Here is a 26,483-nt window from a genome sequence, read left to right on the forward strand (position 1 = left end):
AACCCGGCCGCGCCCGCACCCGCCCGGCCGGCCGGCGTCAGTCCGCCGTGTCGCCGCTCTTCGGCACCTTCGACCACGCCTTGCGCCCCGGCAACGGCGACCAGCCCGGGCGCGTCTTGCGCGCGCTGTCGATCACGACCAGGTAGCGGCCCGCGATCGGCGTGATGTCGCGATCGCGGCGCAGCACCCACAGCGACTTGCCGGCCTCGACGCGCGCCTGGTAATCGTCGTCGAGCAGCCCGTGCCGGTCGAAGAACACGTTCAGCGACGCGGGAATCCGCACGCACCCCTTCGAATGCCGGATACCGAGCAGCGGCTCGAGTCGATCGGGGTCGGTCGCATGCATCTGGAAGCGCATCGGCGAGACGCCGCCCTTGCCCCAGCCGCGCTCGCCGTCCACCCAGCCGAAGTCGTAGATCCGCAGGTCGCGGCGGCCGTAGCCGCGAATGCCGTTTTCGTTGGTCGTGCCTTCCGCACGGAAATCCATGTTGTCCGGCGAATGATGGAATACGCCGAGCGGCGTCAGGAAATGATCGTACTGGCCCGGCCGCCCGGTGCCGACCGGCGATGCGCCGATCATCAGCCACGCGTCGGCCGGCGTCGCGCGGAAATAGATGAAGAGCGCCTGCACGTTCGGCGCGCGGTCGACCAACGCGACGTATTCGCCGGCCAGGTCGCCGAGATCCGCATCGGCGAGCGCTTTCTGGAGCCGCTCGCCGTAGGCGCGCTGCTCGCTCGCGGGCACGTTCAGACGCCGCGTGACTTCCTGCGTGAAGCGCTTGCGCATGTCGACCGCGCGCGCGGTCGCGTTTTTCGCCTCCTCCGCCGACAGCGGCGGATGCCGGCGCGGCGGGATCGGCGCAGCCGGCTCGGCCTCGCCGGCAGGCGCGGGGGACGCGGCCGAAGCAGGCGCGGCGGCGGAAGCGGCCGATGCCGCCGATGCGCCCGATGCCGGGACGGCAGGTTCCGCCGGATGCGCGGATGAGGCCGCAGACGCAGGAGGCTGCGCGGCGGAAACGCCGGACGATGCACGCGCCGGCGCGGCGGAATGCGCACGGGAAGTCGCTACCGCGGGCGGCTCGATCGAAGAGGATGACGCCGCGGCGGGCACTGCCGTGTCGGACGCCGCAAGGGCCGGCTGCCCGACAAGCACGGAAATCGGCAGCGCGGCGGCGAGCCAGAGACACGCGGCCGCTGCGCGGGCAAGGCAACGCGGCTTCGCAAATGGCCGCGTCAGGCTGAAAGGCATCATGGGTTCGAAACCACCGGCCGATCCCGCCGCCGCATGCTGCTGTCGCGAACGGCGCATCTTCCGCGCGAGCCGTCGACACGCCGGGCACATCGTGCGCGCCCGACGCCGACGCCTCTTCGCGGCGGAGCCGTTCGCCGTTGCAACGCGGATGGTCCGATGGCGGCTAATGAGTCGTCAGGTCTTTTATTTTACGCGTCCGCACGGAAATCGGCAGCGACGGCAATCGCGCTTTACGGCGGATTTGCGCTTCGTCACGCTTTGTTTCAACCGGTTGCCGTTCGCATTTTCGGCGTGTGGCAATCTTGCCGGTCGGGCGTTCGAACCCGACACGCAGGCCAACTCCTTTTCGGAACGATTCGATCGCATTGCGCCAATCGATTCGGATATCGAATCATTTTCCATGCCACATTGCCCGACGCAACCATATCGCACGCGTATCGCGTATCGCGTACCGCGTGCCGCATGAAACGTGCGGCACGCGCGTACGGCCCGCCGTTACCGCGAAATGGTTTCGAGCGCGATGCCCTTCGTGCGCGGCCCCATGAACCCGATCGCGGCCATCACGACCACCATCGCGCCCGCGATGAACGCGAACACGCCGAAGGTCCCGAAGCCCTTCAGCACGGCCGCGATCACGAACGACGAGAAGATCGCCGAGAAGCGGCTCCACGAATAGACGAAGCCGACGGCCCGGGCGCGGATCGAGGTCGGGAACAGCTCGGCCTGATACGCGTGGAAGCTGTACGACATGATGTTGCTCGCGAGCGTGAGGCCGATGCCGAGCACGATCAGGAACACGCCCACCGTCGTCTGGCTGAACAGCAGCCCGCAGACGACGATCGCCGCCGCCATCGCGACGATCACCGACTTGCGCTCGAAGCGATCCGCGATCACGAGGCCGATCAGCGGGCCGATCGGAGCCGCGAGCGCGATCACGCTCGAATACATCAGGCTCGACGTGATCGTGATGCCCTGCTTGATCAGCAGCGTCGGCACCCAGTTCGCGAAGCCGTAGAAGCCGACCGTCTGAAACACGTTGAAGATCGTCATCATGATCGTGCGGTTGCGATACGGCTGCACCCACATGTCGCGGAAGCTGCCGCGCGGCGGCACCGGCTCGGCCGGCGCGGGCGGCGGCAGCGGCCGCCCGTATTCGGCCTCGACCTTCGCCTCGAGCGCGCGCATGATGCGGTCGGCTTCGTCGACCCGCCCCTGCTGCGCGAGCCAGCGCGGGCTTTCCGGCAGTTCGCGGCGAATCCACCACACGAACAGCGCGCCGTGCGCGCCGATCAGCACGACCCAGCGCCAGCCGTCGAGGCCGAACGGCGCGTGCGGCACGAGCAGGTACGCGAGGAACGCGACCACCGGCACCGCGACGAAGCCGACCGCCTGCTCGCACGCGAATGCGCGGCCGCGGATCTGCTTCGGCACGAGCTCCGAGATGTACGTGCCGATCGTCACCATCTCGACGCCGAGGCCGAGACCGACGACGAAGCGCCAGAAATTCAGCCCGGCCGCGGTGTCCTGGAACGCCATCACGACGTTGGCCGCCGTGTACCACAGCAGCGACCACGTGAAGATCGCGCGGCGGCCGAAGCGGTCGGCGAGGAAGCCGCACGCGATCGTGCCGATGAAGAGCCCGGAGAACAGCGCCGCGATGAAGCTCGCGACGCCCGTGGTGCCGAACAGGCCGTGTGTCGTCGCCGACAGGATGCCGCTTTTCACCAGGCCGGGCGCGACGTAGCCGCTGTACAGCAGATCGTAGAGTTCGAAGAAAAAGCCCAGGCTCAGCAGGACGACGAGTTTCCAGACGGTGCGGGTAGGCGGCAGGCGGTCGAGGCGGGCCGAGATCGCGCCGGGGTCGATCGCCCCGGAACGGGCGGCGTCCGCTGCGGCAAGCGGGGCAGGCTGGGTGGATGCCATGGTGGCAAGTCTCCGGATTCTTGATTGTCTTGGCGCCGCCAGGGGAAAGCTGGCGAGCGGCTCCGCGCATTTTAGCGAGGCGCACGCTTCCGTTCACTCATATTGCGACGACTCCGACCGAATCGACGCCAGCAGGTCCGGCGGCGACACGAGATGCCCGCGGCCCGCCGGCACCGGAAACACCGCGCACAGCCTGCGATCCTTCGCCATCCCGGGGAGCCAGCGCGTCAGGAATGCGTCGAGCGGAATCGCCTCCGGATGGAAGCACGCCCATTGCGCGTCGACGCAGATCGCCGCGAAGTCCTGCTCCGGCCAGACCGGGATCGCGATGCGGCCATCCGCGCTTGCGGTCGCCCACCCCGTATCGAACAGGCCCCACACGACCTCCGAATCGGCGATCCTGCGAATGAAATAGTCGAATCGCGCGCGAGCGTCGAGCCGCAGTACGCTTTCGATCTTCTCTCGGTGAACGGCCATTCATCGCCTCGATTTCGATGTCGGGTCCGACGGACATCGGCCACGTTCAAGTCGCCCGATTCACGCGGCGGGCACGCCTGCTCCGCTTATCCGGTTCGATCCCGCGCCGATCGCATGTAAATTTCGTAACCATCTGTCCCGTCGCGGGCTACCGGAAATACGCCCGTTCCGGCGCAACCCGGACGCCAAGGCCCCTGTAAAACGGGGCGAAAGGGACTTTCCGTGCCCGTCGCGCATGCCCGGCTGAGGGCCCCCACGGATGCACATCCGGAAATCGTACATCGCCACACCCCGGTAACATGCTACCGGACCAACCACCGGCTTCCGGGCGCCTTTCGGCGATCGGCACTGTCGGCAAATCGTAAGCATTCCATGTCCACACCACGACTCTTCACGTACGCCCGCCGGATCGCGCTGATCGCGCTGCTGCAGTTCGCGGCGGTCGCGACGGCATCGGCGCTTCCGGCGGCCGCTTCCGCGCCCGTCGCGAGCGGCGTCGGCGCCCCCGCGCCGGCCATCTCGCTGCCCGACGCGCTCGCGCAGCTCAAGCAGATGCAGGTCGAACTCGACCGCATCAAGCAGCAGACGTCGACAACGTCCAACAGCAAGGAACTGGACGCGCTCGACGATTCGGCGCAGGAACTGGGCGCCGACGTCGCGCAGTTGCAGAACGACCTCGCGCCGCAGCGCGCGCAGGTCCAGGCCCAGCTCGACGTGCTCGGCCCGCCGCCTGCCGACGGCGCCGCGCCGGAAACGCCGGCCGTTGCGCGGCAACGGGCCATGCTGAATGCGCGCAAGACCCAGATCGACGCGGCGCTGAAGCAGGCCGCCGACCAGAAAACCAGCCTCACGAACCTGGCCGAGCAATTTGCGAAGCTGCATCGCGGTCTGTTGAAAAACCAGCTCGCGTTCCGTTCGGGCGGCATCTTCAGCGCGCAGTTCTGGCTGCCGCTGTTCCACCTGTCGCCGGACGACCGCCAGCGGCTGGAAGATTTCGACGACGAATTGCACGACATGGTGCGTTCGTCGTGGGTGCCCGGGCAACGGGCGATCACCTCGCTGCTGCTGATCGCCGCGCTCGCGGCATGGGTCGGCGGGCGCCGGCTCATCGAGCGCGGGCTCGGCTGGCTCTGCCTGAACCGCCTGCCGGCCACCCGCCTGCGCCGCAGCGCGCTGGCGCTGTCGACCGCGCTGTCGACGCTGATCGCCACGGCCATCGCCGTCCAGATCCTCTACCTCGCCGTCGCGCGTCACTACGAACTCACGCCGGCGCTGACCGACCTGTGGGACCAGTTCGCGAAGCTGGCCGCCACTTGCGCGCTGATCGCCGGGCTCGGCCGCGCGCTGCTCTGCACGAAGCATCCGTCGTGGCGCCTGCCCGCGCTCGCCGATCCCGTCGCCCGCGCGATGAAGCCGTTTCCCGGCATCCTGGCCGCGCTGCTGCTGATGTCCGGCACGCTCGAATCGATCAACCGCATCGTCGACACCAGCCTGTCGGTCACGCTGTTCGGCCGCGGCATCGTGTCGCTCGTCGTCGCGCTGACGGTCGGCGCGTCGCTGCTGCGCTCGAACCGTGCGCGCAGCGCGCTCGCGGCGGCCGGCGAGGCGCCCGAGCAGCGCTCGACGCTCGCCGGGCTGATCCACGCCGGCGTCACGCTGGCGATCGTCGTGTCGCTGATCGCGCTGCTGATCGGCTACATCACCGTCGCGCGCTTCATCACCTACGAGCTGGTGTGGTTCGAGATCGTGCTGTGCGCCACCTACATCCTGATCCAGTTGACGCGCGACGCGAGCGAGAGCCTGTTCTCGTCGAGCCTGCCGACCGGCCAGCAGATCAAGCACCTGTTCGCGCTCGAGGACCGTCACCTCGACCAGGCCCGCACGGTCCTGTCCGGCTTCGGCACGAGCCTGCTGATGCTGATCGCGGCGATCGCCCTGCTGACCGGCGGCTTCGGCACGACGCCGGGCGACCTGCTGGACAGCGCGATCGCGATGATCGGCAGCCAGCGGCTGCAGAGCCTGAACATCATGCCCGACCGGATCATGAACGCCGTGATCGGGCTCGCGATCGGCCTCTACCTGCTGCGCTCGCTGCGCCGCTGGCTCGACGGCGAGTTCATGCCCGCGCTCGGCATGGATACCGGGATGCGCGTGACGCTGATCACGCTGTTCACCAACGTCGGCTACGTGCTGCTCGTGCTGATGACGCTCGGGCTGCTCGGCGTCAAGTGGAACAATCTCGCGTGGATCGTGAGCGCGTTGTCGGTGGGTATCGGTTTCGGCCTGCAGGAGATCGTGAAGAACTTCGTGTCCGGGCTGATCCTGCTGACCGAGCGCCCGGTGAAGGTGGGCGACATGATCAGCATCGCGGGCGTCGAAGGCGACATCCGCCGCATCAACGTGCGTGCGACCGAGATCCAGCTCAGCGACCGCTCGACCGTGATCGTGCCGAACTCGCAGCTGATCTCGCAGAACCTGCGCAACGTGACGATGGGCAACAGCACGCAGGGCGTCGCGACGCTGGCGCTGACGTTCCCGCTGAACACCGATCCCGAGCAGGTGCGCGACCTGCTGCTGCACGCCTATCGCACGCATCAGGCGATTCTCGAGAAGCCCGCGCCGTCGGTGACGTTCAGCCAGCTCACGCCGGACGGCATCACGCTGAGCGTGACGGGGTACGTGTCGAGCCCGCGGATCGCAAGCTCGACGAAAAGCGATCTGCTGTTCGAGATCCTCAAGCAACTGCGCGCGGCGGGAATCACGCTGTCGAGCCCGCAGGTGCTGGTGGTGCAGAACATGCCGGCGGCGGAGCACTGACGCGGTACGCGCTACCCCCGGCGGGGCACGCCGGGGCCGCTGCCTCGATCACGAGACGGCGGCACGCCGAAGTCCGGACGCGATCGCCCGATGCGCGTCGACAACGGGAAACGGCAGCGGGATGCGTCGAGCCGCCATATCCACGCCCCGGCCACGAGCGCAGGCCCAAAACAAAAGAGCCGGGCCCCGTGTCATACGGAACCCGGCCCTCGGCCGCCCAGCTACGTGGTGCCGGCCCGGTTGGCGGCCCGTGGCATCGCCGCGCGACGCCACGGGCTGCGCGACGTTACACGTCGAACTTCACGCCTTGCGCCAGCGGCAGTTGCCGGCTGTAGTTGATCGTGTTCGTCGCGCGGCGCATGTACGCCTTCCATGCATCCGAACCCGATTCGCGGCCGCCGCCCGTTTCCTTCTCGCCGCCGAACGCGCCGCCGATTTCCGCGCCGCTCGTGCCGATGTTCACGTTGACGATCCCGCAGTCGCTGCCCGCTGCCGACATGAACTGCTCGGCCTCGCGCATGTCGTTCGTGAAGATCGCCGACGACAGCCCTTGCGGCACCGCGTTGTGCAGTTCGATCGCGTCGTCGAAGTTGTCGTAGACCATCACGTACAGGATCGGCGCGAACGTCTCGCGCTCGACCACCGCCGATTGCTTCGGCATCCGCACGATTGCCGGGCGCACGTAGTACGCATCCGCATGAGCGCCGACGTCGACGCGCTCGCCGCCCTTCACTTCGCCGCCCTGCTCGCGCGCATCGCCGAGCGCCTTCTGCATCGCGTCGAACGACGCGCGATCGACCAGCGGGCCGACCAGCGTGCCTTCCTCGAGCGGGTTGCCGACCTTCACCGAGGCGTAAGCCTTCTCGATGCGCGGCAGCAGTTGCTCGACCAGGCTGCGGTGCACGATCAGGCGGCGCAGCGTCGTGCAGCGCTGGCCGGCCGTGCCGACCGCCGCGAACGTGACCGCGCGCACGACGAGATCCAGGTCCGCGCTCGGCGCGACGATCATCCCGTTGTTGCCGCCGAGTTCGAGAATGCCGCGCGCGAGACGCTGGCTCAGCACCTTCGCGACTTCCTGGCCCATCCGCACGCTGCCCGTCGCGCTGACGACCGGCACCTTCTTCGACGCGGTCAGCACCTCGCCGACATCGCGCAGGCCGAGCACCAGCTGGCTCAGCTCCGCCGGCGCGACGCCCGGATGCGTCTTCTCGAACTCGCGGATCGCCTTCTGGAGCAGCACATGGCACGCGATCGCGGTGAGCGGGGTCTTCTCCGACGGCTTCCACACGACCGAATCGCCGCACACGAACGCCAGCGCCGCATTCCACGCCCACACCGCGACCGGGAAGTTGAACGCCGAAATCACGCCGCACACGCCGATCGGGTGCCACGTTTCCATCATCCGGTGGCCCGGGCGCTCGGACGCGATCGTGAGGCCGTAAAGCTGGCGCGACAGGCCCACCGCGAAATCGCAGATGTCGATCATTTCCTGCACTTCGCCGAGGCCTTCCGACGTGATCTTGCCGGCTTCCAGCGTGACGAGGCGGCCGAGTTCGGCCTTGTGCTCGCGCAACACGTTGCCGAACACGCGCACGAGTTCGCCGCGCACCGGCGCCGGCACCGTGCGCCACTTGAGGAATGCGTCGTGCGCGGCGTCGATCTTGCGCTCGGCGTCGGCGGGCGTGTCGACGGCCAGCGTCGCGAGCGTCGCGCCGTCGAGCGGCGAACGCGCGGTCAGCGCATTGCCTTTCCACTGGGCGAGATCGATATCGAGCGCGGCAAGAATGTCGTTGAATTGCATCACTTCCTCTTCAGGGACAGATTGATCGGTGCGGCGGCGACGCCGCCCGCGTGATTCGATTGGAGCGCGTTCGCGCGCCCGGTGCAAGCGGATGCGCCGCGCGGGAGGGCCGGTGCGCCGCCCGGCGCATCGCGCTGCGCCGCCGCCGGCAAGCCGGACGGACGGCGCGCGCCCGCCTCGCGACGCACGATCCATGAAATACATTGTCGGTGGCCACAAGTCGGGCCGCTATTGATATTAACTCACGACTTCATTCCCAAAACGCAACACCTCGGCGAGCGAATCGGGGGTGTTCCTTCATGTATACGGGACCCTTCCGAAGCCTGCAGCCGGGCCGCCGCGCGGGTTGCGACGACGCCCGGGTTGATGACAAACCCGCATTACCCTGTGCGGAAATATCGTTTGCCGCCCGCACCTCGGGCACACACAATCGTTGCGGCGTCGAGGTGCAAAGCACCCGGCGCGCCGCCGGCCGCCGCCACCGCAGCCGGACGACCGACGAACGCGACACGCATCGCGGCCCGGTTCATCCGGCCCGCCCCCGTCCCGCATCACCGCTGCCCGGCCCGCAGCCGGCAACGCGTCGCGCTTCGTCACCGAAAAACAATTCCGGAGACAGCGCCCAGCGCCCGCCATGCATTCAGATGCCCGACCCGATTCGTCCCGTCCGTCCGGTTCGCCGCCCGCGAAACCGTCCCTCCACCGTGCGCTGCAGGCCCGCCACCTGCGGATGATCGCGATCGGCGGCTCGATCGGCACGGGCCTGTTCGTCGCGTCCGGCGCGTCGATCTCGCAGGCCGGCCCCGGCGGCGCGATGCTCGCGTACATGGTGATCGGCCTGATGGTCTATTTCCTGATGACGAGCCTGGGCGAGATGGCCGCGCTCATGCCCGTGTCGGGCTCGTTCGCGACCTACGGCGCGAAGTTCGTCGACGAGGGCTTCGGCTTCGCGCTCGGTTGGAACTACTGGTACAACTGGGCCGTGACGATCGCGGTCGAGCTCGTCGCCGCCCAGCTCGTGATGAACTACTGGTTCCCGCACGTGCCGGGCGTCTGGTGGAGCGCGCTGTTCCTCACGCTGATCTTCGCGCTCAACGCGCTGTCGGTGCGCGGCTTCGGCGAAGCCGAATACTGGTTCGCGCTGATCAAGGTGCTGACGGTGCTCGCGTTCGTCGGCGTCGGCCTGCTGATGATCTTCGGGATCATGCAGGGCGGCCCGAGCGCCGGCTGGGGCAACTTCACGATCGGCGACGCGCCGTTCGCCGGCGGCTGGGCGACGATGCTCGGCGTCGCGATGATCGCGGGCTTCTCGTTCCAGGGCACCGAAATGATCGGCGTCGCGGCCGGCGAATCGGAAAACCCGCGCACGACGATCCCGCGCGCGGTGAGCCAGATCTTCTGGCGCATCCTGCTGTTCTACGTGCTGGCGATCTTCGTGATCGGCGTGCTGATTCCCTATACCGACCCGAGCCTGCTCAAGAGCGACGTGACCGACATCGGCGTGAGCCCGTTCACGCTCGTGTTCCGCCACGCGGGCCTCGCGTTCGCGGCCGGCGTGATGAACGCGGTGATCCTGACGGCCGTGCTGTCGGCCGGCAACTCGGGCATGTATGCGTCCACGCGGATGCTCTACAACCTCGCGGTCGAAGGCCGCGCGCCGAAGCTGTTCGCGAAGCTGTCGCCGGGCGGCGTGCCGCGCAACGCGCTGTACGCGACGACGGCCGTGGGCGCTCTGTGTTTCCTCACGTCGCTGTACGGCGACAAGACCGTGTACCTGTGGCTGCTGAACACGTCGGGCATGGCCGGCTTCATCACGTGGCTCGGCATCGCGGTCAGTCATTACCGCTTCCGCAAGGGGTTCCTGAAGCAGGGCTACCGGCTCGACCAGTTGCCGTACCGGTCGAAGTGGTTCCCGTTCGGCCCGCTGTTCGCGTTCGCCCTGTGCGCGATCGTCGCGCTCGGCCAGGACTACCAGGCGTTCCTCTCCGACCGGATCGACTGGGTCGGCGTCGCCTCGACCTACATCGGCCTGCCGTTCTTCCTCGCGACCTGGCTCGGCTACGCACTCGTGCGCAAATGCCGCCTCGTGCGCTATGAGGACATGGAAATCGCGCCGTGGATCGAACGCAGCGCGACGCCCGAAACCGCGCCGCGGGCCGACGCCGGCTACGCGAGCTACGTCGCCCGTCCGGCCAACCCGACGCCGGGCGCCTGAAGCACGGCGTCATGCGTCGCACCGGCCGCCGCCCGCGCGCGGCAGCCGGCGCCCGGACATCCCCCATTCGACGCGGCGCGCGCGTTCAGGCAAGATCGACGCGCGCCGTCCGTCTATCTGCCGTTACGAATCAACGAAACCGCATGCAGAACTTCTACGAAGCCACCGTCACCCGCCAGCCCTACCCGCCCCTGTCCGGCACGACCGACACGCAGGTCTGCATCGTCGGCGGCGGCCTCGCCGGCCTGTGCACCGCGCTCGGGCTCGTCGAGCGCGGCGTGCGCGATGTCGTCGTGCTCGACGCCGAACAGGTCGGCTTCGGCGCGTCGGGCCGCAACGGCGGCTTCGTATTCGGCGGCTACAGCCTCGACAACGCCGACCTGCTGCGCACGCTCGGCCGCGACGAAGGGCGCAGGCTGTACCGCCTCACCGTCGATGCGGTCGACCTGATCCGCGCGCGGATCGCGCGCTACGGGATCGATTGCGACATCGTCGACCAGGGCGTGATGCTGGCGAACTGGTTCGACGATCCCGCCAGGCTCGACAGCGTGCGTGCGCTGATGAAGAACGAACTCGGCGTCGACTGGGAGCCCGTTGCAACCGATGCGCTGCGCAAGCGGCTGAAAACGTCGCGCTATTACGGCGGCCTGTTCGAACCGAATGCGTTCCACTTCCATCCGCTCAAGTACGTACTCGGCGTGGCGGCGGCCGCCGCGCGCGGCGGCGCGCGCGTGTACGAGCGCTCGGCCGCGCTCGGCATCGCCCGCGAAGGCGCCGGGTACGTCGTGCGCACGGCGCAGGGCGCGGTGCGCGCGAAGGACGTGGTGTTCGCCTGCGGCGGCTATGCGCGCGGCGTGTCGCCGCGCATCGAGCGCGCGGTGCTGCCGATCGCGACCTACGTGATCGCGACCGAACCGCTCGGTGCGCGCCTGCCCGATGCGATCGATGCGCCGTACGCGATCTACGACACGCGCTTCGCGTTCGACTACTACCGCCCGCTGAACGACACGCGCATCCTGTGGGGCGGCCGGATTTCCGTGCTCGACCGCGGCCCCGACGCGATCGCGCGCCTGCTGCGGCGCGACCTGCTGCGCGTGTATCCGCAACTGGAAGACGTGAAGGTCGAATACGCATGGGGCGGGCTGATGAGCTACGCGCGGCACAAGATGCCGCAGATCGGCCGCGACGCCGACGGCGTGTGGCACGCGATCGCGTTCGGCGGCCACGGAATGGCGCCGACCACGGTGGCCGGCGAAGCGCTCGCGGCCGCGCTGGCCGAAGGCCGCCCGGTGCCGGACGGCTTCGCGGCGTTCGGGCTCACGCGCACGTTCGGGCTGGCGGGCCTCGCCGCCGCGCAGCTCACATACACCGCGTACCAGGCCCGCGACGCGCTCGCGTCATGCCGCCGCTGAGCGCCCCAGGCAGCCGGAACGGCCCGTCCGATTAGAGCGGAAGGTCGGCCGGGCGGGGTTTTACCGCATGCTAGAATGCCTTTTCCAAGCCGCCGAAGCCACAATAAAGTCACATGAAAGCAGGAAGCAAGGCCGCCACCTCCGAGACCCGCGCGCTTCCGTCCGATGCGCGGCGCAAATACGATCCCGAGCAAACCAGGCGCAACATCCTCGACGTCGCCACGCAGGAATTCTCCGCGATGGGTCTCGCCGGCGCGCGCGTCGACGCGATCGCCGAGCGCACGAACACGACCAAGCGCATGCTCTATTACTACTTCGAGAGCAAGGAAGGCCTGTACGAGGCCGTGCTGGAGAAGGTGTACGGCGACATCCGCGCGCTCGAGCAGGAACTGCACATCGGCGACATGGAGCCGCGCGAAGGCATGCGCCGCCTCGTCGAATTCACGTTCGACTATCACGACAAGCATCGCGACTTCGTGCGCCTCGTGTCGATCGAGAACATCCACGGCGCGAAGTATCTCGAACAGCTCAAGTCGTTCAAGAACCGCAACGTCAGCATCATCAAGACGCTTGAGGAACTGGTCGAGCGCGGCGCGGCGAGCGGCGCGTTCCGCAAGGACATCGATGCATTCGACCTGCACCTGCTGATCAGTTCGTTCTGCTTCCATCGCGTGTCGAACCGCTACACGTTCGGCGCCGCGTTCGGCCGCGACCCGTCGGCGCCGCGCCTGCGCGCACGGCATCGCGACACGATCGCCGACGCCGTACTCCGCTACGTCGCCGCATAAGCGGCGGCGGCGGCCGGTTTCCCCGGCCAGCCCGGCCTCGGGCGCGCGACATCCGCGCCCGTCGCTCTCCCGTGCGTCAGTCCGTCGGCGCGGTCGACGCCAGTGCGATCCGGGCCTTCTCTTCCGGGCTTCCCGCCACGTAATACTTCTTCGCCCAGCTCGAATCGGGCGCGAGCCCGAGCCGCGCATGCGCGCCCGTGCCTCCGTCCGTGCCGCCGTGCCGTTTCGCATTGATCGCCAATGCCCGCGCGCGATAGTGCTCGTACAGCCGCAGGAATTCCGCGAGATAGATCGCCGCGATCCGCCGATCGCGGATCTCGAGCAGGTTCTCGTCGTTGTACTGCTCGGAATTGCGGCTCATGTTCGCCGAGCCCGTATAGACGACCGGATTCGCGCCCTCCGCATCGATCACGATGAACTTGTGATGGATCACGACGGGCGGAAAGGCCGGCGCCGGTTCACCCGGGAACAGGCGCAACTCGGGCTCGAAACCCTGCGGCACTGTGGCCGGCGAGAAATACTCGGCGTCGATCACGTCGTGGTTGTCTTCGTTGCGGTGGTACAGCTCGAGGTTCGCGAGCGTGGCCGCATCGATCGTCTGGCCGGCCTGCTGCTCGGCATCGGCCTTCGTCGCGCTGCCGACGTTGATCTTGTTCACCAGGCCGAACATCATCAGCCCGCGGTCGCCGGCCGCGAAGCACGCTTTTCGCAGCTCTGCGTCGGTCGGCATGAACAGGCAGAAGCACACCGAATGCTTCGCGGCCGCGATCGCGGCGACGATCGTGTCGATTTCGGTGCGCTGCCCCGCCGGCTCCGGCGAAAACGCGAGCCGCACCTGCGCGCCGCCGATCGTCATCGGTTCCGACCAGCCCGGCGACAGCTTCGCGGTCTCCGCGATCGACGGATTCCCGGCCAGCGCCTGCGCGCGATCGTTGTACAGCGCGGCAAGCGCGGGGGAATCGAACGCGTGCAGCACGTTCGCCTGCTCCGTGAGCCCCTCGGTCGTGAAATTCGCGGAGCCGGTCAGCACGCGTGAGGGCGCCGCGTTCGACGACGCGTCGGTCACGATGAACTTGTCGTGCATGATATGCGTCCTGTCGCGCGGCGCGAGCGTCGCGAGCCCCTGCAGCGCATCGACGGCCGGCTGGTTCGGCGACGGCAGCGGCGGTTTGCCCTTGCGCGCCGTCGTATGCGCGTCGTAGACGATCGCGAGCGACGCTTCGCCGTGCTTGCGCCCGAACGCTTTGAACGCGGGCAGCGCCCACAGCGTGTCGGTCAGGTGATAGACGGCCGACGCCGCGCGCGACGCCGGGTCGAGCATCTCCGCGAACACCTGCTCCATGTCGTTCGCGAGCCACGTGCGCAGCTTCAGCGCCTGCGCGGCGCTCGGCGCCGCATTCGGCGCGAGGCCGAGCGCCGCGACCTGCCTCGCGAATGCCTGCGAGCTGACCACCGCGCGGTTGAACCACGTGCCGACGCCATCCTCGATGTGCGCGGGCAGCACGACGTCGCACACGCCGGCCTGCGCGTCGAGCACCTGCAGGTTCGCCGGCGTGCCGACGACGGGATACACGTCGTAGCGGAACGCCGCGCCGCGGTCCTGCGGATCGATGCGCGCATCCCACCACATGAATTTCTGGATCGGCGCCTGGTCGGTCGGCGCATCGCCCTGCGTGTGGGCGGCCGGGCCCTCGAACGTCAGGCGGTTCGGCAGCCAGCTGTCCGGCGCGCGCGTCTTGCCGTCGGCCGACCAGAATCCCGGCGTGCGCCGGATCGCGAAGCCGAGGAAATCGGTACGCGACGCCGCATCGGGCCAGTCGAAGGCCAGCAGGACCAGGGTGGGGGAAAGATAGCTGCGCACGCTGACGGTCATTCGTTGCTCCCTGGCCTGCCGGCCGATCGAGATGAATGGGTCAGTCTTGACGGTGCTTCTTCCCGCAGGATGACGGTTCGATGAACCTTGTATGTCGGACGCGCGTCAGTCGCACACGAGCAGCTCGATCCCGCGCGCAGTCAGCGCGCGGCGCACGGCCTTGTCGGGCGCGCGGTCGGTCACGAGATAGCGGGCGGCGGCCGTGCCGTTGATACGCACCGGCGTCACGCGGCCGAATTTCGAATGGTCGGCGACGATGAGCGTCGTGCCCGCCGCCGCGATCATCCGGCTGCGCACCTCGGCCGCGAGCCGCGAGTAGTCGGTGCATTCGCCGTCGGGCGTGATGCCGCCGGCGCCGACGAACGCGAAATCGACGTGGTATTGCGCGAGCTGCTGGATCGTGTCGAGCCCGAAGGTGGCGTCCTCGTCGTCGGACAGTTCGCCGCCGAGCAGCGTCACGCGGTTGCCGTTGCGCCGCGCGAGCACGAACGCGGTGCGCCAGTCGTTCGTGTAGATCGAGAGCCGGTGCCGGTCGGCGAGCGCGAGCGCGACCGCATGCGGCGTGCTGCCCGAATCGATCAGCACCGATGCGTCGTCGGGCACGAACTCGGCCGCGCGCCGCCCGATCGTGCGCTTCGCCTCGGCGTTCGCGGCTTCGCGTTCGGACAGGCTGGGCTCGCGGCGGTCCGCGGCCAGCGCGCCGCCGTGCGTCATCACGAGCAGGCCGCGTGCGGCCAGCGCGTTCAGGTCGCGCCGCACGGTCTCGCGCGACACGTCGAGCGAGCGGACCAGTTCCGCGACCGACAAGGCGCCCGACCGTCCGAGTTCCGACAGGATGAATTGATGACGTTGTTCCGCCAGCATCGCGTGTGCGCCCGAGGCGACTGGTAATGGGTAAGCCGGCCATTGTATTACGCCCGTTTGACCGGCATTTGACGGCGGCGCGAAACCGCACCGGCCGCGCCGGCCGAATGCGAAATTCATTATTGCCTGATGCGCGCGAATCGGCGCGGCGCCGGTTGCTACACTTTGCGTTTCGCAGAATGACCGACCCAGCAGAGAGACTCGCGCCATGTATCGCAAAGGCAGTGTGATCGAAATCCAGTTCCCGCCCGAACGCCTCAACGACGGGGCCGGCGATCCGTACTGGATCGACCTGACGCTCGACGAGGCCCGCCGGCTCTACGAACAGCTCGCCGCGCGTTTCGCGACCGACGCCCGCGCCAACCAGCCGCTCGACACGTTCTCGATCGACTGACCGGCACATCCGCGCGCCCGCCCGCACCGCGTGCGGGGCGGTGCGCGCCCTCCCCGCCCCCGCCCGGCGGCCCGTGCAACCGGCCCGCTACACGGCGCGCGACGCGCACCGGCGCATCCGCGCGACCGGCGGCATGAATGCAGAATGCGACAAGACGCCGGCGTCGCTTCACCCGATACTGGCCGACTTCACGATTCTGTCCGGCCGCGTCGCGGCCCGTCCCGCATGCTGACCTCGATCGTCGCCGCCGCTTTCGTCGCCCTCTGGTCCACCGGTTTCATCGTTGCACGGGCCATCAAGCCCTACGCCGATCCCAACCTGTTCCTGCTCGCGCGATTCGCGGGCACGGCCGCGCTGTTCGGCGCGGTGGCGCTCGTCGCGCGCGCGCCGTGGCCGGCCCGCCGCGAATGGCCGCGCCACCTGATCGCGGGCGCGCTGTTGCAAGGCCTCTATCTCGGGCTGAGTTACTGGGCCGTCTCGCAGGGGCTGAACGCCGGCGTCATGGCGTTGCTCGGCGCGCTGCAGCCGCTCGCGACCGCCGTGCTCGCCGTCCCGCTGTTCAACGAGCGCCTGCCCGCACGCGGCTGGTTCGGGATGGCGCTCGGGCTCGCCGGCGTCGCGCTCGTGCTGGCGCCGAAGGTCACGGGCGGCGTCGCGCCGCCGCCCGGCGCGGCGCCCGCGTGGCTCGTCGTCGCCGTCTCGGTGCTCGCGGTCGGGTCGATCACCGCCGGCTCGCTGTACCAGAAGGGCAAGCTCGCCCGGAGCGACCTGCGCACGGCCGTTGCCGTGCAGAACTTCGGGGCGGCGATCGTCGCGGCCATCCTCGCCGTGCTGCTTCACGAGACCCGCTGGATCGGCGCGCCGGCGCTGTGGGGGTCGCTCGTGTGGGGCGTCGTGTTCCTGTCCGGCGGTGCGGTCACGATGCTGATGTGGATGCTGCGGCGCGGCAACGCCGCGCGCGCGACGTCGCTGCTGTTCCTTGCGCCGCCGCTCGCCGCGCTGCAGGGCTTCTGGCTGTTCGGCGAAACGCTCGCCGCGATCCAGCTCGCCGGCTTCGCGCTCGCACTCGTGGGCGTCGTGCTCGCGCGGCGCTGACGCGCCCGCTCCCGCATGCGGCCGTGAGGCCGCGCCACCGCCGGCCCCGACACGCGTCGACACGCATCGATGCATATTCACCTGCATCGACGCGCGTCGAGCGCCGGCCGCGCGCACGCCCGCCGCGCGGCATTCTTGCCCCTGCCCGGCGCACCGTGCACCACGGCGGCGCAACGCGTCTCGCCGAAGCAACGTGAAGCCGCCGGAACCCGTGTCCGGCGCGGCGCCGGGCCGCGAATGCGCTTATGATGGGCGCCTTCCATTTCGCTCCGGAACCCCCTTCATGACATCCGCCGATTACGCCAGCCGCCAACGCGCGATCATTGCCGAACTGAACGTCGCACCGCACTTCGACGCCGAGGCCGAGATCGCCCGCCGCGTCGAGTTCCTCGCGCACTACCTTCGTTCGACCGGCCTGCGGACCTACGTGCTCGGCATCAGCGGCGGCGTCGATTCGTCGACGGCCGGCCGGCTCGCGCAACTGTCGGTCGAGCGCCTGCGCGCCGACGGCTACGATGCACGCTTCATCGCCATGCGCTTGCCGAACGGCGTGCAGAACGACGAAGCCGATGCGCAGCGCGCGCTCGCATTCGTGCGCGCGGACGAGGAACTGACCGTCAACGTGAAGCCGGCCGCCGACGCGATGCTCGGCGCGCTGGTCGCGTCCGGCCATGCGTTCGAGAGCCCGGCCCAGCAGGATTTCGTGCACGGCAACATCAAGGCGCGCGAGCGCATGATCGCGCAGTACGCGGTGGCCGGCGCGCGGCGCGGCATCGTGATCGGCACCGATCACGCCGCGGAATCGCTGATGGGCTTCTTCACGAAATTCGGCGACGGCGGCGCGGACGTGCTGCCGCTTGCGGGCCTGAACAAGCGTCGCGTGCGCGCGGTTGCCCGTGCGCTCGACGGCGAGGAAGCGATCGTGATGAAGGTGCCGACGGCCGATCTCGAGGAGTTGCGCCCGCTGCGCCCCGACGAACATGCATACGGCGTGAGCTACGACGAGATCGACGATTTCCTGGAAGGCAAGCCCGTCAGCGATCGCGTCCATGAAACGGTGCTGCGCTTCTACGACGGTTCGCGCCACAAGCGCGCGCTGCCGTACACGCCGTTCGACTGGCCGGCCGCGTAAGCACGCTCCAGCCTGCCGCCGCGCGCGCCCCGGCGGCGGCGCGCGGCGTACCCGCGACGGGCGACGCTACGCGTGCCCGCCCGTCTTGTTCGCCTGCAGCGCGCGAATCCGCATCCGCGCACCCGTATCGCTGACCGTCGTGTCGTACATCGTCGCGAGATCGTGCTTGAGCGCAGTGCGCGAGCCGCCGTCGAGATACACCATGTGCCCCGACGGATAGAACCGCGCGGACAGGTTCTGCCGCACCTTCGGATCCTCGAGCGGCATCTGCTGCAGGTCGATCACGGTCTGGTAGAACGGCGTGACGAAATCGTAGAAGCCGTTCGCCGACAGCACCTTCAGGTCGACGTTCAGCGCCATCACCGCGGCGAGATCGCCGGCCGTGTAGAGGATCACGTTCCCCTGCGCGTCGACGCCCTGCTGCGCGCCGGTCGGATCGATGTGGCTGAAGTCCCAGTTCTGGAACGCCTGGTCGTTCAGGTCCGTGAACGCGGAATTCGACGTGAACTTCAGCTGCTCGTTCAGGTAGCTGTTCCACATCGCCGTATAGACGCCCGTCACCGCCGTCATCGTCGGATCGTTGCCGCCCGAGTTCGGGTCGATCTTGCCGGCGATGCCCGACGAGATCCCCGTCACGCGGCCGTCGTACGAACCGAGCGCGAGCCCCTGCGCATGCAGCAGCGTCGTCAGGAACAGCGAATTGCCGCGCGCGTCGTAGCCCGCGATATTCAGGCTCCACGACTGCAGCGTCGCCGTATCGATGCCCGTGTATTGCGACAGCTTCTGCACGACGGCCGGGTCCGCATGCGGCACCGTTCGCAACGCGTTCAGGTAGTCGGTGCGCGAGAACTGCGCGACCTCCTCCACGAATGCGCCGAGATCGGTCGGCGCCGGCGTGACGCCGAGCTTCTTGTGATACCACGCGTCGGCCGCCGCGGTCGGCAGCGCGCCGACCGGGTTGCCGGCCTGCCGGTAGTCGAGGATCGACGATTGCAGCGTGACGCCGTTCAGGTCGACGCCGTCCTCGTGCAGCTTGTACGCGAGCACGCAGCTGCGCACGGTGCCGTACGATTCGCCGAACAGGTACTTCGGCGAATTCCAGCGGTTGTTCTTCGTCAGGTAGCGCTTGATGAACTGCTTCAGCGAATCCGCGTCCTGGTCGACGCCCCAGAAGTTGCGGTTCCGGTTCGGCGCGACGGCCGCCGAATAGCCGGTGCCGACCGGGTTGATGAACACCAGGTCGCTGTGGTCGATCATGCTGTCCGGGTTGTCTTCGAGCTGGTACGGCGCGGGCGGCGTGAACCCCGGCATCGACGTCTTGATGCGCTTCGGCGCGAACGAGCCGAGCAGCACGAACACCGACGACGAGCCGGGCCCGCCGTTATAGAAGAACGTCACGGGCCGCGTTTCCTCCGTCGCGCCGTCGGCCGTGAACGCGACGTAGAAGATCTTCGCGGCCGGCTGCGAGCTGCTCGGGTCGACCGTCACGAGGTGGCCGGCCGTCGCCGTGTACGCGATGCGCTTTCCGTCGATCAGGATCGTGTGATGCGTGATCGCGGCCGCCTCGGTCGTGTCGGTCACCGAGTCGTCGGGGCCGTTGCCGTACGCGACCGGATCGAAGAACGGCTGGTCGCGGCCGTGGCTCAGCGCGACAGGATTGACGGTCGGCGGCACGCCATGCGAATTGTGGTCGCCGTGATGCAGCGGATACACGCCGCCGGAAGATGCGGAATCGATGCCCATCGTGCTGCTCCTGGAGGTGAGAAAAGGGCGCGGGCAGGCCGCCCGCGCCATGCGGAAAGACGTACGCCGCCGCGTCAGCTCGACGGCTTGCGGGCCAGGATCGCGGCAAGCTGCACGCCGTTCGGGCTGCCGAGGCCCGTGCACGCATCCCAGCCCTGCGCGGCGGCATAGCTGCCGTTCGAGCCCTGCGTGACGTCGCGCAACGCGCCCGGATTCCGGTAGAGCACCGGGTTGACCCAGCCGGCAGGCGCGCCGCCCGCCGCATTGATCCGCGCGATCAGCGCGGCCCACAGCGGCGCGACCGCGCTCGTGCCGCCCATCACGGTGGCCGTGCCCGCGATCGACACTTCGTAGCCCGTCTGCGGCGACGCATCGCCGGCGACGTCCGGCACGCCGCGCTTCGCGAGCGGCACGCGGCTGCCGTCGGCCAGCGTCGCGGCCAGCCCCTGCTGCCAGACCGGCAGGTCGAACAGCGTGCTCACGCCGCCGCCGCCCGCGCCGCCGTCGGTCGCTTCGTCGTTCCACGCGACCTCGTTGCGGATGCCCTGCCCGGGCAGCGCGTCGAGCTGCGTGCCGCCGCAGCCGAGCACGTACGGACTCGACGCGGGGAAGTCGACATGATCGGCGCCGTCCTGCAGCCCGTCGCCCGAGCCGCTGTCGCCGGACGCCGCGCACACCGTGACGCCCTGCGCGGCCGCTGCCTGCAGGACCCGGTTGAACGCCTGCGCGGATTGCGCCTGCCAGGTCGCCTCCGGGCCGCCCCAGCTGATCGAGATCACCGACGGCTTGCGGGTCGTGTCGTTGACGGCCGCGTTGACGGCCTGGATGAAGCCGGCGTCGCTGTTCGGCGCGAAATAGACGGCGATCGTCGCGGCCGGCGCGATCGCGCCGGCGATCTCGATGTCGAGCGCAACCTCGCCGTCCGGGCCGTTCGGGTCGCCGTTCGGCGCGTTGCGGCCGGTGCCGACGTTGACGTCGACGAGCGTCGGCGGCGTCGCGATGCCGAGTCCGCTGAAATACTGCTGGATGTCGGCCGCGCGGTAGCCGCCGCCGAGTTCGACGATCGCGATGCACTGCCCGGCGCCGTCGCCGGCCGGAAAGCCATACAGCGACGCGAGCTGGATCGGGGTGAACGTGACGCCCGCCGCGCCGCGCGCGGGCTGGAACGGCGGGCGCAGCCGGAAGTGCGGCCGCGCCTGCGGGCGGCTGTCGAGGCCGAGCACGGCCGTGACGACGTCGCCCAGATCGTCGGGCAGCGCGATCGGGCCGGAGCGGCCGCGATACTGGCCGATCGAGCGATGCTCGAAGCGCTCGAGCGTGACGCCGAACGCGGCTTCGAACTGCCGGATCGTGCCGGACAGCACGACGACGCTTTCGACCGGATCGACGCGATCGACCGTCAGCTGGTGACGATGCGCGAAGTCCTCGGCCTTGCGGATATCGTCGGGATCGGCGGAAAAACGCTGCGCAAACGCTTCGCGCGACAGCGGCTTCGCTTGCGCGTCGCCGGCGGCGAGCTGGTGAACCAGCGTATCGAGTTGCCCTTCTTCCTGCCGCCGCAACATGATCGTGACGTGGATGCGCTCCGCCGGATCGCACGGGCCGAGGCACTTGGACTCGGCGACGATCCGGGGTTCACGGTCGGCGTGAAGATGCCTTGCCATGTTCAGACCCTCCTTGGTACCGCGTTGCACGGAACAGCCAGGAAATCGGACAGGGCCGGCGGGAGACGGTTCCGTTCAGTCGGTCGGGTTCGCGACCACGCGAAGTAACAGGGAGTTTAGAACAGTCAGACGATTTGCGCGCACGTCCTTCTGCGACGGGGCGCACGCACGGGGCGGCGGCGCCGCGCGCGGCGGGCGCCGGCACGGCGCGGCCGCGGCGCTCAATCCATCGACAGGCGCAACGCGAAGCCGATCAGCGCCGCGGAAAACGTCCAGCGCTGCACCGTCTGCGCGAGCGGATGCGCGCGCATCCATGCCGCGATCCGCGATGCGCCGAACACGCACGCGAGGTCGAAGCACACGCCGGCCGCCACCAGCAGCGCGCCCAGCTCGAACATCTGCAACACGACCGGCCCGGCCTCGGGGCGCACGAACTGCGGCAGCAGCACCGAGCAGAACAGCAGCGCCTTCGGGTTCAGCAGGTTGGTGAGCAAGCCCTTCACGAACGACTGCCGCAACTCGCCTGCCGTCGCCGCCGCCTCGCCGTCGCCGAGCGCGAACACCGGCGAGCGGAACACCTGGACCGCGACATAGGCGAGGTAGAGCGCACCGCCGTAGCGGATCACCTCGTAGAGCCACGGCGCGCTGCGGATCAGCGCCGCGACGCCGCAGGCGGACAGCGTCACGTGCGCGGTGCGCGCGAGCGACAGGCCGGCCGCCGCCGCCATCCCGGGCCGCACGCCGCGGCCGATGCTGGTCTGCAGCACGAGCGCCATGTCCGGCCCCGGCACCGCATAGATGGCCGCCAGCGCGGCAAGGTAAATCAACAGCAAATGCGTGGAAATCATGGTCTGCCCCTGTTCTCTTACGGCGATATATTGCCGCCGGAGCACGAGGGTTTATTGGCCATATTTAGTCAAGGATTGGCGAAACGTAGGGGAATCCGCCACAATCATCGAATCAGCATCAGGATTCCGCCACCATGATTGAACTCGACAAAACCGACCGCGCCATCCTTGCCGCGGTGCAGCGCGACGGCCGCCAGCCGATCGCGCGTCTCGCCGAGACCGTCGGCCTCTCCGAGACCCCCTGTGCACGGCGCCTGAAGCGTCTCGAAAACGACGGCTACATCGAGCGCTATCGCGCGCAGCTGTCGCGCCAGGCGCTCGGCTTCGGCGTCGTCGCCTTCGTGCTCGTGCGGTTCGCGACGCACGACCGCAAGACCGCCGACCGCTTCGAACGGGAGGTGCTCGGCATCGAGCGGATCCTGGCGTGCCACAACGTGGCGGGCACGGCCGACTACCTGCTGCAGGTGGTGGCGCGCGATCTCGACGACTACGGCACGTTCCTGCGCGAATCGCTGCGGATGCTGCCGGGCGTGACGTCGATCGAATCGGCGCTGTCGCTGCGCGAGGTCAAGCACGACGCGGGGTTGCCGGTGCCGTGACGCCGGCGGGGGTGGCCGGCGCGCGCGCCGGCCCCGTCGCCCGGTTCGTCACTTCGACGCGGATCGATGTGGACCACGCCATACGAGCCGCGCGGCCGCAACACTCGTTCACATTGTCGGCGCCGGCAACCCGGGCGGCCTAGGCCGCGTCGGGCGGCTGGTGCGCGTGCTCGAGGTCTTCGAGAAAGGCTTCCACGAGCGGATTGCCGCGGCCGTTGCGCGCGACGACCATGTGGAACGTGACGTCGTAGCGCAGCTGCGCCGGATTGAGCGGCGCGAGCAGCCCCTGCGCGACGTACGGTGCCGCGAAGTGCTGCGGCAGATAGCCGAGGTGGTGGCCGGACAGGATCAGCAGCGCGACGGCCTCCATGTTGTCGGCGGTCGCGGTCACGCGGTCGGGCGTCGTCGACATCTGCGCTTCGGGCAGCGGATACGAGCGCCACGCCCATTCGAATCCCGCGACGTCGGCCGGCGTCAGCGCGCCGGCGCCGTCGAACAGCGGATGGCCGCGCCCGCAGTACGCGACCTGGCGTTCGATGAACAGCGGCGTGTAGTGCAGCGACGGCACGCGATGCCAGAAGTAGCCCACGGCAACCTGGATCTCGTCGCTCAGCAGCTTTTCCTCGAGATCGCCCGGCGCGCGCACCGAGATCGAAAAGCGCACGGCCTGGTCGCGCGTGCGAAACGCCGCGATCGCCTCGGCGATCCGTGCGTTCTGGCTCACCGGCGTATGGCCGATCAGGCCGATGTGCAGCGTGCCGACCAGTTGGCGGTCCATGTGCCGCGCGGCCATCCCGAATTCGTCGAGCGCCGCGAGCAGCTTGCGGCTCATCGCGTGGAACCGCTCGCCCTTCGGCGTGAGCCGGAAGCCGCTGCGGCCGCGCTCGCACAGCCGGTAACCGAGCCGCGTCTCGAGCGACGACAGCTGCGCGCTGATCGTCGACTGCCCGACGTTCAGCACGGCCTGCGCGGCCGATACGCCGCCCGCGTCCGTGACCGCGAGAAACACGCGGATCAACCGCAGATCGAGGGTCGACAGATTCCCCAGCACGCTCATCCCCTTCCATGCATCGATGAAGATCGATGTTTACGTCGATATCTTCGCATTCTTCTTTCCCGGCGGAGCGCGTAAAACTGTGCGCCAAGCCGCGTCGCATGATACGGCGCCCCACATCGGAAGAGACACGACATGAACGACCACACCCGTTTCCAGCCGCTCGGCGGCAATGAAATGCCGCGCTGCGGCGGCATCGCGACGATGATGCGCCTGCCGCACGTGCCGAGCGCCGAAGGCCTCGACGCGTGCTTCGTCGGCGTGCCGTTCGATCTCGGCACCTCCAACCGCACCGGCGCGCGCTTCGGCCCGCGCCAGATCCGCACCGAATCCGTGCTGCTGCGCCCGTACAACATGGCCACGCGCGCCGCCCCGTTCGATTCGCTGCAGATCGCCGACATCGGCGACGTCGCGATCAATCCGTACAACCTGCACGACTCCATCGCGCGCATCGAGGCCGCGTACGACGCGATCCTCGAGCACGACTGCAAGCCGATCACGCTCGGCGGCGACCATACGATCGCGCTGCCGATCCTGCGCGCGATCCACCGCAAGCACGGCAAGGTTGCATTGATCCACGTCGATGCACATGCCGACGTGAACGACACGATGATGGGCGAAAAGATCGCGCACGGCACGCCGTTCCGCCGCGCGGTGGAAGAAGGCCTGCTGCATGGCGACAAGGTCACGCAGATCGGCCTGCGCGGCACCGGCTACGCGGCCGAGGATTTCGACTGGTGCCGCGAACAGGGCTTCCGCGTCGTCCAGGCCGAGGAGTGCTGGAACAAGTCGCTCGCGCCGCTGATGGAGGAAGTGCGCGCACGCGTCGGCGACACGCCCGTCTACATCAGCTTCGACATCGACGGCATCGATCCGGCCTACGCGCCGGGCACCGGCACGCCGGAAATCGCCGGCCTCACGGTGCCGCAGGCGCTCGAGATCATCCGCGGCGCGAAGGGGCTGAACATCGTCGGCTGCGATCTCGTCGAAGTCGCGCCGCCGTACGACCCGTTCGGCACCACGGCGCTGCTCGGCGCGAACCTCGCCTACGAGCTGCTGTGCGTGCTGCCGGGCGTCGCGTACCGCGACTGACCCCGCGCCACCATTCATTCCAAATCAAATCAGAGCATTCCAGAGGAGCACATACCAAGATGGGGACTTCCGTCAAGCAACCCAAGCGGGCGGCGCTCGCGTCGTTCGTCGGCACCACGATCGAGTGGTACGACTTCTACAGCTACGCGACCGCCGCCGCCATCGTGTTCGGCCCGCTGTTCTTTCCCGGTGAAAACCGCTTCATCAGCCTGCTCGCCTCGTTCGGCTCGTTCGCGGTCGGCTTCTTCGCGCGGCCGTTCGGCGGCGTGATGTTCGGCTACCTCGGCGACCGCTTCGGCCGCAAGCGGTCGCTGCTCGCGACGCTGATGCTGATGGCCGTGTCGACGGTCGCGATCGGCCTGCTGCCGACCCATGCGCAAGCCGGCGTGATCGCACCGGTCCTGCTCGTGCTGATGCGGGTGCTGCAGGGCATCGCGGTCGGCGGCGAATGGGGCGGCGCGGTGCTGCTCGCCGGCGAGCATGCGCCGGAAGGCAAGCGCACGTTCTTCGCGTCGTTCGCGCAGCTCGGCAGCGCGAGCGGCCTGATCCTGTCGATGCTCGCGTTCGGCGCGATCAGCACGCTGTCGAAGGAAGACATGATGAGCTGGGGCTGGCGCGTGCCGTTCCTCGCGAGTTCCGTACTGCTGATCGTCGGCTTCGTGATCCGCGCAAGCGTGTCCGAATCGCCCGAGTTCGAGGAAGTCAAAAAGAGCGGCAACACCGCACGGAACCCGGTGCGCGAAGCGCTCAGGTACTGGCCGCTGCTGCTGCTCGCGATCGGCGCGAACGTGTACGGCATCGCCGGCGTGTATTTCAGCAACATCTTCATGATCAGCTACGCGACGCAGTTCCTGTCGCTCGACCGGTCGATGGTGCTGCATTGCATGACGATCGTCGCCGTGCTGCAGTTCGTCGTGCAGCTCGCGGCCGCGTTCCTCGCGCAACGCTTCGGCACCACGCGCGTGCTGCTGATCACCGGCGCGTGGGCCGCGATCGTCCCGTTCCTGATGCTGCCGCTCGTGCACCTGGGCACGCCGCTGTCGATCACGGTCGGCGTCGGCCTCGCGACGCTCGCGGAATCGGGCTACTACGCGGTGGTCGCGGGCTTCGTCAGCGGCATTTTCGTCGCGCGGATCCGCTATACGGCGATCTCGATCGCCTACCAGGTGTGCGGCGCGCTCGCCGGCGGCCTCACGCCGCTCGTCGCGACCGTCATCGCGCAGAACACCGCCCCGCAATGGTGGCCGCTCGCGCTCCAGTACACGAGCGCCGCCATACTGTCGTCGGTGTGCGTGTGGCTGATCTCGCGCCGCGTCGTCATCGACGATGCCGGCCAACCCGGCAAGGCCGACGCGCCGCTGCCGCGCGGCACGCGCACCGCGTAGGTGTCGCACGCCGGGCAGGCGGCGTCGCCGGCCCGGTTTCCGCGTAGACGGGGTG

Annotated in this window: 21 protein-coding genes; 11 read left to right on the plus strand and 10 right to left on the minus strand. The window is 68.9% G+C overall.

The annotated features are described in order from the left end of the window. Window positions 1-37: 37 nt before the first annotated feature. Entirely contained in the window at window positions 38-1,309 is a 1,272-nt protein-coding gene (locus GQ57_RS24605; RefSeq protein WP_052001477.1) for a hypothetical protein, read from the minus strand. Between the two features lie 109 nt (window positions 1,310-1,418). Between GQ57_RS24605 and GQ57_RS42060 the strand changes: the two genes are divergently transcribed. Further along, window positions 1,419-1,718 carry a hypothetical protein gene (locus GQ57_RS42060; RefSeq protein WP_152603345.1) on the plus strand — a complete coding sequence of 100 codons (300 nt, stop codon included), beginning with the start codon at window positions 1,419-1,421 and terminating at the stop codon, window positions 1,716-1,718. Window positions 1,719-1,747: 29 nt separating this feature from the next. On the opposite strand, the gene GQ57_RS24610 is transcribed toward GQ57_RS42060, so the two are convergent. After that, complete coding sequence (locus tag GQ57_RS24610; protein WP_031401615.1) at window positions 1,748-3,175, minus strand: MFS transporter; 1,428 nt, start codon at window positions 3,173-3,175, stop codon at window positions 1,748-1,750. Window positions 3,176-3,268: 93 nt separating this feature from the next. Then, window positions 3,269-3,652, minus strand: coding sequence for a DUF2750 domain-containing protein (locus GQ57_RS24615; RefSeq protein ID WP_034199292.1), 384 nt, complete (start codon window positions 3,650-3,652; stop codon window positions 3,269-3,271). A 372-nt stretch (window positions 3,653-4,024) separates the two neighbouring features. Between GQ57_RS24615 and GQ57_RS24620 the strand changes: the two genes are divergently transcribed. Then, window positions 4,025-6,469 (plus strand): DUF3772 domain-containing protein, encoded by a 2,445-nt coding sequence (locus tag GQ57_RS24620; protein WP_034199293.1) that lies wholly within the window; start codon window positions 4,025-4,027, stop codon window positions 6,467-6,469. A 286-nt stretch (window positions 6,470-6,755) separates the two neighbouring features. On the opposite strand, the gene amaB is transcribed toward GQ57_RS24620, so the two are convergent. After that, window positions 6,756-8,270, minus strand: coding sequence for an L-piperidine-6-carboxylate dehydrogenase (gene amaB / locus GQ57_RS24625; protein WP_031401612.1), 1,515 nt, complete (start codon window positions 8,268-8,270; stop codon window positions 6,756-6,758). Between the two features lie 634 nt (window positions 8,271-8,904). Between amaB and GQ57_RS24635 the strand changes: the two genes are divergently transcribed. The 3 genes from GQ57_RS24635 to GQ57_RS24645 all read left to right on the plus strand — a co-directional run bounded on the left by GQ57_RS24635 (window position 8,905) and on the right by GQ57_RS24645 (window position 12,685). Further along, window positions 8,905-10,485: an amino acid permease gene (locus tag GQ57_RS24635; RefSeq protein ID WP_031401610.1), complete on the plus strand. Its 1,581-nt coding sequence runs from the start codon at window positions 8,905-8,907 to the stop codon at window positions 10,483-10,485. A gap of 143 nt (window positions 10,486-10,628) precedes the next feature. After that, window positions 10,629-11,897 (plus strand): NAD(P)/FAD-dependent oxidoreductase, encoded by a 1,269-nt coding sequence (locus tag GQ57_RS24640; RefSeq protein ID WP_031401609.1) that lies wholly within the window; start codon window positions 10,629-10,631, stop codon window positions 11,895-11,897. Window positions 11,898-12,010: 113 nt separating this feature from the next. Continuing rightward, on the plus strand, window positions 12,011-12,685 hold the full coding sequence (locus tag GQ57_RS24645) for a TetR family transcriptional regulator (protein ID WP_034199294.1): 675 nt from the start codon (window positions 12,011-12,013) through the stop codon (window positions 12,683-12,685). 76 nt (window positions 12,686-12,761) lie between these two features. Here GQ57_RS24645 and GQ57_RS24650 read toward each other — a convergent pair whose 3' ends face one another. Together GQ57_RS24650 and GQ57_RS24655 are read right to left on the minus strand one after the other, a co-directional pair. Then, window positions 12,762-14,558 carry a phospholipase D-like domain-containing protein gene (locus tag GQ57_RS24650; protein WP_034199295.1) on the minus strand — a complete coding sequence of 599 codons (1,797 nt, stop codon included), beginning with the start codon at window positions 14,556-14,558 and terminating at the stop codon, window positions 12,762-12,764. A gap of 105 nt (window positions 14,559-14,663) precedes the next feature. After that, window positions 14,664-15,422: a DeoR/GlpR family DNA-binding transcription regulator gene (locus GQ57_RS24655; RefSeq protein WP_031401606.1), complete on the minus strand. Its 759-nt coding sequence runs from the start codon at window positions 15,420-15,422 to the stop codon at window positions 14,664-14,666. Window positions 15,423-15,630: 208 nt separating this feature from the next. Here GQ57_RS24655 and GQ57_RS24660 point away from each other — a divergent pair, with 208 nt between their 5' ends. The 3 genes from GQ57_RS24660 to nadE all read left to right on the plus strand — a co-directional run bounded on the left by GQ57_RS24660 (window position 15,631) and on the right by nadE (window position 18,043). After that, the gene (locus GQ57_RS24660) at window positions 15,631-15,816 is read left to right on the plus strand and encodes a hypothetical protein (protein WP_031401605.1); all 186 of its coding nucleotides are present in this window, start codon (window positions 15,631-15,633) and stop codon (window positions 15,814-15,816) included. 225 nt (window positions 15,817-16,041) lie between these two features. Beyond that, window positions 16,042-16,911: a DMT family transporter gene (locus GQ57_RS24665; RefSeq protein ID WP_034199296.1), complete on the plus strand. Its 870-nt coding sequence runs from the start codon at window positions 16,042-16,044 to the stop codon at window positions 16,909-16,911. Between the two features lie 283 nt (window positions 16,912-17,194). After that, window positions 17,195-18,043: an ammonia-dependent NAD(+) synthetase gene (nadE, locus tag GQ57_RS24670; RefSeq protein ID WP_031403447.1), complete on the plus strand. Its 849-nt coding sequence runs from the start codon at window positions 17,195-17,197 to the stop codon at window positions 18,041-18,043. A gap of 66 nt (window positions 18,044-18,109) precedes the next feature. Here nadE and GQ57_RS24675 read toward each other — a convergent pair whose 3' ends face one another. The 3 genes from GQ57_RS24675 to GQ57_RS24685 all read right to left on the minus strand — a co-directional run bounded on the left by GQ57_RS24675 (window position 18,110) and on the right by GQ57_RS24685 (window position 22,298). Continuing rightward, window positions 18,110-19,786, minus strand: coding sequence for a S10 family peptidase (locus tag GQ57_RS24675; protein ID WP_034199297.1), 1,677 nt, complete (start codon window positions 19,784-19,786; stop codon window positions 18,110-18,112). Between the two features lie 74 nt (window positions 19,787-19,860). Continuing rightward, the gene (locus GQ57_RS24680) at window positions 19,861-21,450 is read right to left on the minus strand and encodes a S53 family peptidase (protein ID WP_034199298.1); all 1,590 of its coding nucleotides are present in this window, start codon (window positions 21,448-21,450) and stop codon (window positions 19,861-19,863) included. 221 nt (window positions 21,451-21,671) lie between these two features. Next, the gene (locus tag GQ57_RS24685) at window positions 21,672-22,298 is read right to left on the minus strand and encodes a LysE family translocator (protein ID WP_031403444.1); all 627 of its coding nucleotides are present in this window, start codon (window positions 22,296-22,298) and stop codon (window positions 21,672-21,674) included. Between the two features lie 134 nt (window positions 22,299-22,432). Here GQ57_RS24685 and GQ57_RS24690 point away from each other — a divergent pair, with 134 nt between their 5' ends. Next, window positions 22,433-22,897 (plus strand): Lrp/AsnC family transcriptional regulator, encoded by a 465-nt coding sequence (locus GQ57_RS24690; protein ID WP_031403443.1) that lies wholly within the window; start codon window positions 22,433-22,435, stop codon window positions 22,895-22,897. A gap of 139 nt (window positions 22,898-23,036) precedes the next feature. Here GQ57_RS24690 and GQ57_RS24695 read toward each other — a convergent pair whose 3' ends face one another. Next, window positions 23,037-23,948: a LysR family transcriptional regulator gene (locus GQ57_RS24695; RefSeq protein WP_031403442.1), complete on the minus strand. Its 912-nt coding sequence runs from the start codon at window positions 23,946-23,948 to the stop codon at window positions 23,037-23,039. A gap of 138 nt (window positions 23,949-24,086) precedes the next feature. On the opposite strand from GQ57_RS24695, the gene speB reads away from it, so the two are divergent. Continuing rightward, window positions 24,087-25,043: an agmatinase gene (gene speB / locus GQ57_RS24700; RefSeq protein WP_031403441.1), complete on the plus strand. Its 957-nt coding sequence runs from the start codon at window positions 24,087-24,089 to the stop codon at window positions 25,041-25,043. Window positions 25,044-25,102: 59 nt separating this feature from the next. Beyond that, window positions 25,103-26,428, plus strand: coding sequence for an MFS transporter (locus tag GQ57_RS24705; protein ID WP_034199299.1), 1,326 nt, complete (start codon window positions 25,103-25,105; stop codon window positions 26,426-26,428). Window positions 26,429-26,483: the final 55 nt, after the last annotated feature.

It is taken from the genome of Burkholderia sp. MSh2 (assembly GCF_000731655.1).
GTDB lineage: Bacteria > Pseudomonadota > Gammaproteobacteria > Burkholderiales > Burkholderiaceae > Burkholderia > Burkholderia paludis.

Bases quoted from the DNA above. Each gene is read 5' to 3' on its own strand.
- GQ57_RS24605 (WP_052001477.1), bottom strand. From the start codon at position 1,309: ATGCGCCGTTCGCGACAGCAGCATGCGGCGGCGGGATCGGCCGGTGGT.
- GQ57_RS42060 (WP_152603345.1), top strand. From the start codon at position 1,419: ATGAGTCGTCAGGTCTTTTATTTTACGCGTCCGCACGGAAATCGGCAG.
- GQ57_RS24610 (WP_031401615.1), bottom strand. From the start codon at position 3,175: ATGGCATCCACCCAGCCTGCCCCGCTTGCCGCAGCGGACGCCGCCCGT.
- GQ57_RS24615 (WP_034199292.1), bottom strand. From the start codon at position 3,652: ATGGCCGTTCACCGAGAGAAGATCGAAAGCGTACTGCGGCTCGACGCT.
- GQ57_RS24620 (WP_034199293.1), top strand. From the start codon at position 4,025: ATGTCCACACCACGACTCTTCACGTACGCCCGCCGGATCGCGCTGATC.
- amaB (WP_031401612.1), bottom strand. From the start codon at position 8,270: ATGCAATTCAACGACATTCTTGCCGCGCTCGATATCGATCTCGCCCAG.
- GQ57_RS24635 (WP_031401610.1), top strand. From the start codon at position 8,905: ATGCATTCAGATGCCCGACCCGATTCGTCCCGTCCGTCCGGTTCGCCG.
- GQ57_RS24640 (WP_031401609.1), top strand. From the start codon at position 10,629: ATGCAGAACTTCTACGAAGCCACCGTCACCCGCCAGCCCTACCCGCCC.
- GQ57_RS24645 (WP_034199294.1), top strand. From the start codon at position 12,011: ATGAAAGCAGGAAGCAAGGCCGCCACCTCCGAGACCCGCGCGCTTCCG.
- GQ57_RS24650 (WP_034199295.1), bottom strand. From the start codon at position 14,558: ATGACCGTCAGCGTGCGCAGCTATCTTTCCCCCACCCTGGTCCTGCTG.
- GQ57_RS24655 (WP_031401606.1), bottom strand. From the start codon at position 15,422: ATGCTGGCGGAACAACGTCATCAATTCATCCTGTCGGAACTCGGACGG.
- GQ57_RS24660 (WP_031401605.1), top strand. From the start codon at position 15,631: ATGTATCGCAAAGGCAGTGTGATCGAAATCCAGTTCCCGCCCGAACGC.
- GQ57_RS24665 (WP_034199296.1), top strand. From the start codon at position 16,042: ATGCTGACCTCGATCGTCGCCGCCGCTTTCGTCGCCCTCTGGTCCACC.
- nadE (WP_031403447.1), top strand. From the start codon at position 17,195: ATGACATCCGCCGATTACGCCAGCCGCCAACGCGCGATCATTGCCGAA.
- GQ57_RS24675 (WP_034199297.1), bottom strand. From the start codon at position 19,786: ATGGGCATCGATTCCGCATCTTCCGGCGGCGTGTATCCGCTGCATCAC.
- GQ57_RS24680 (WP_034199298.1), bottom strand. From the start codon at position 21,450: ATGGCAAGGCATCTTCACGCCGACCGTGAACCCCGGATCGTCGCCGAG.
- GQ57_RS24685 (WP_031403444.1), bottom strand. From the start codon at position 22,298: ATGATTTCCACGCATTTGCTGTTGATTTACCTTGCCGCGCTGGCGGCC.
- GQ57_RS24690 (WP_031403443.1), top strand. From the start codon at position 22,433: ATGATTGAACTCGACAAAACCGACCGCGCCATCCTTGCCGCGGTGCAG.
- speB (WP_031403441.1), top strand. From the start codon at position 24,087: ATGAACGACCACACCCGTTTCCAGCCGCTCGGCGGCAATGAAATGCCG.
- GQ57_RS24705 (WP_034199299.1), top strand. From the start codon at position 25,103: ATGGGGACTTCCGTCAAGCAACCCAAGCGGGCGGCGCTCGCGTCGTTC.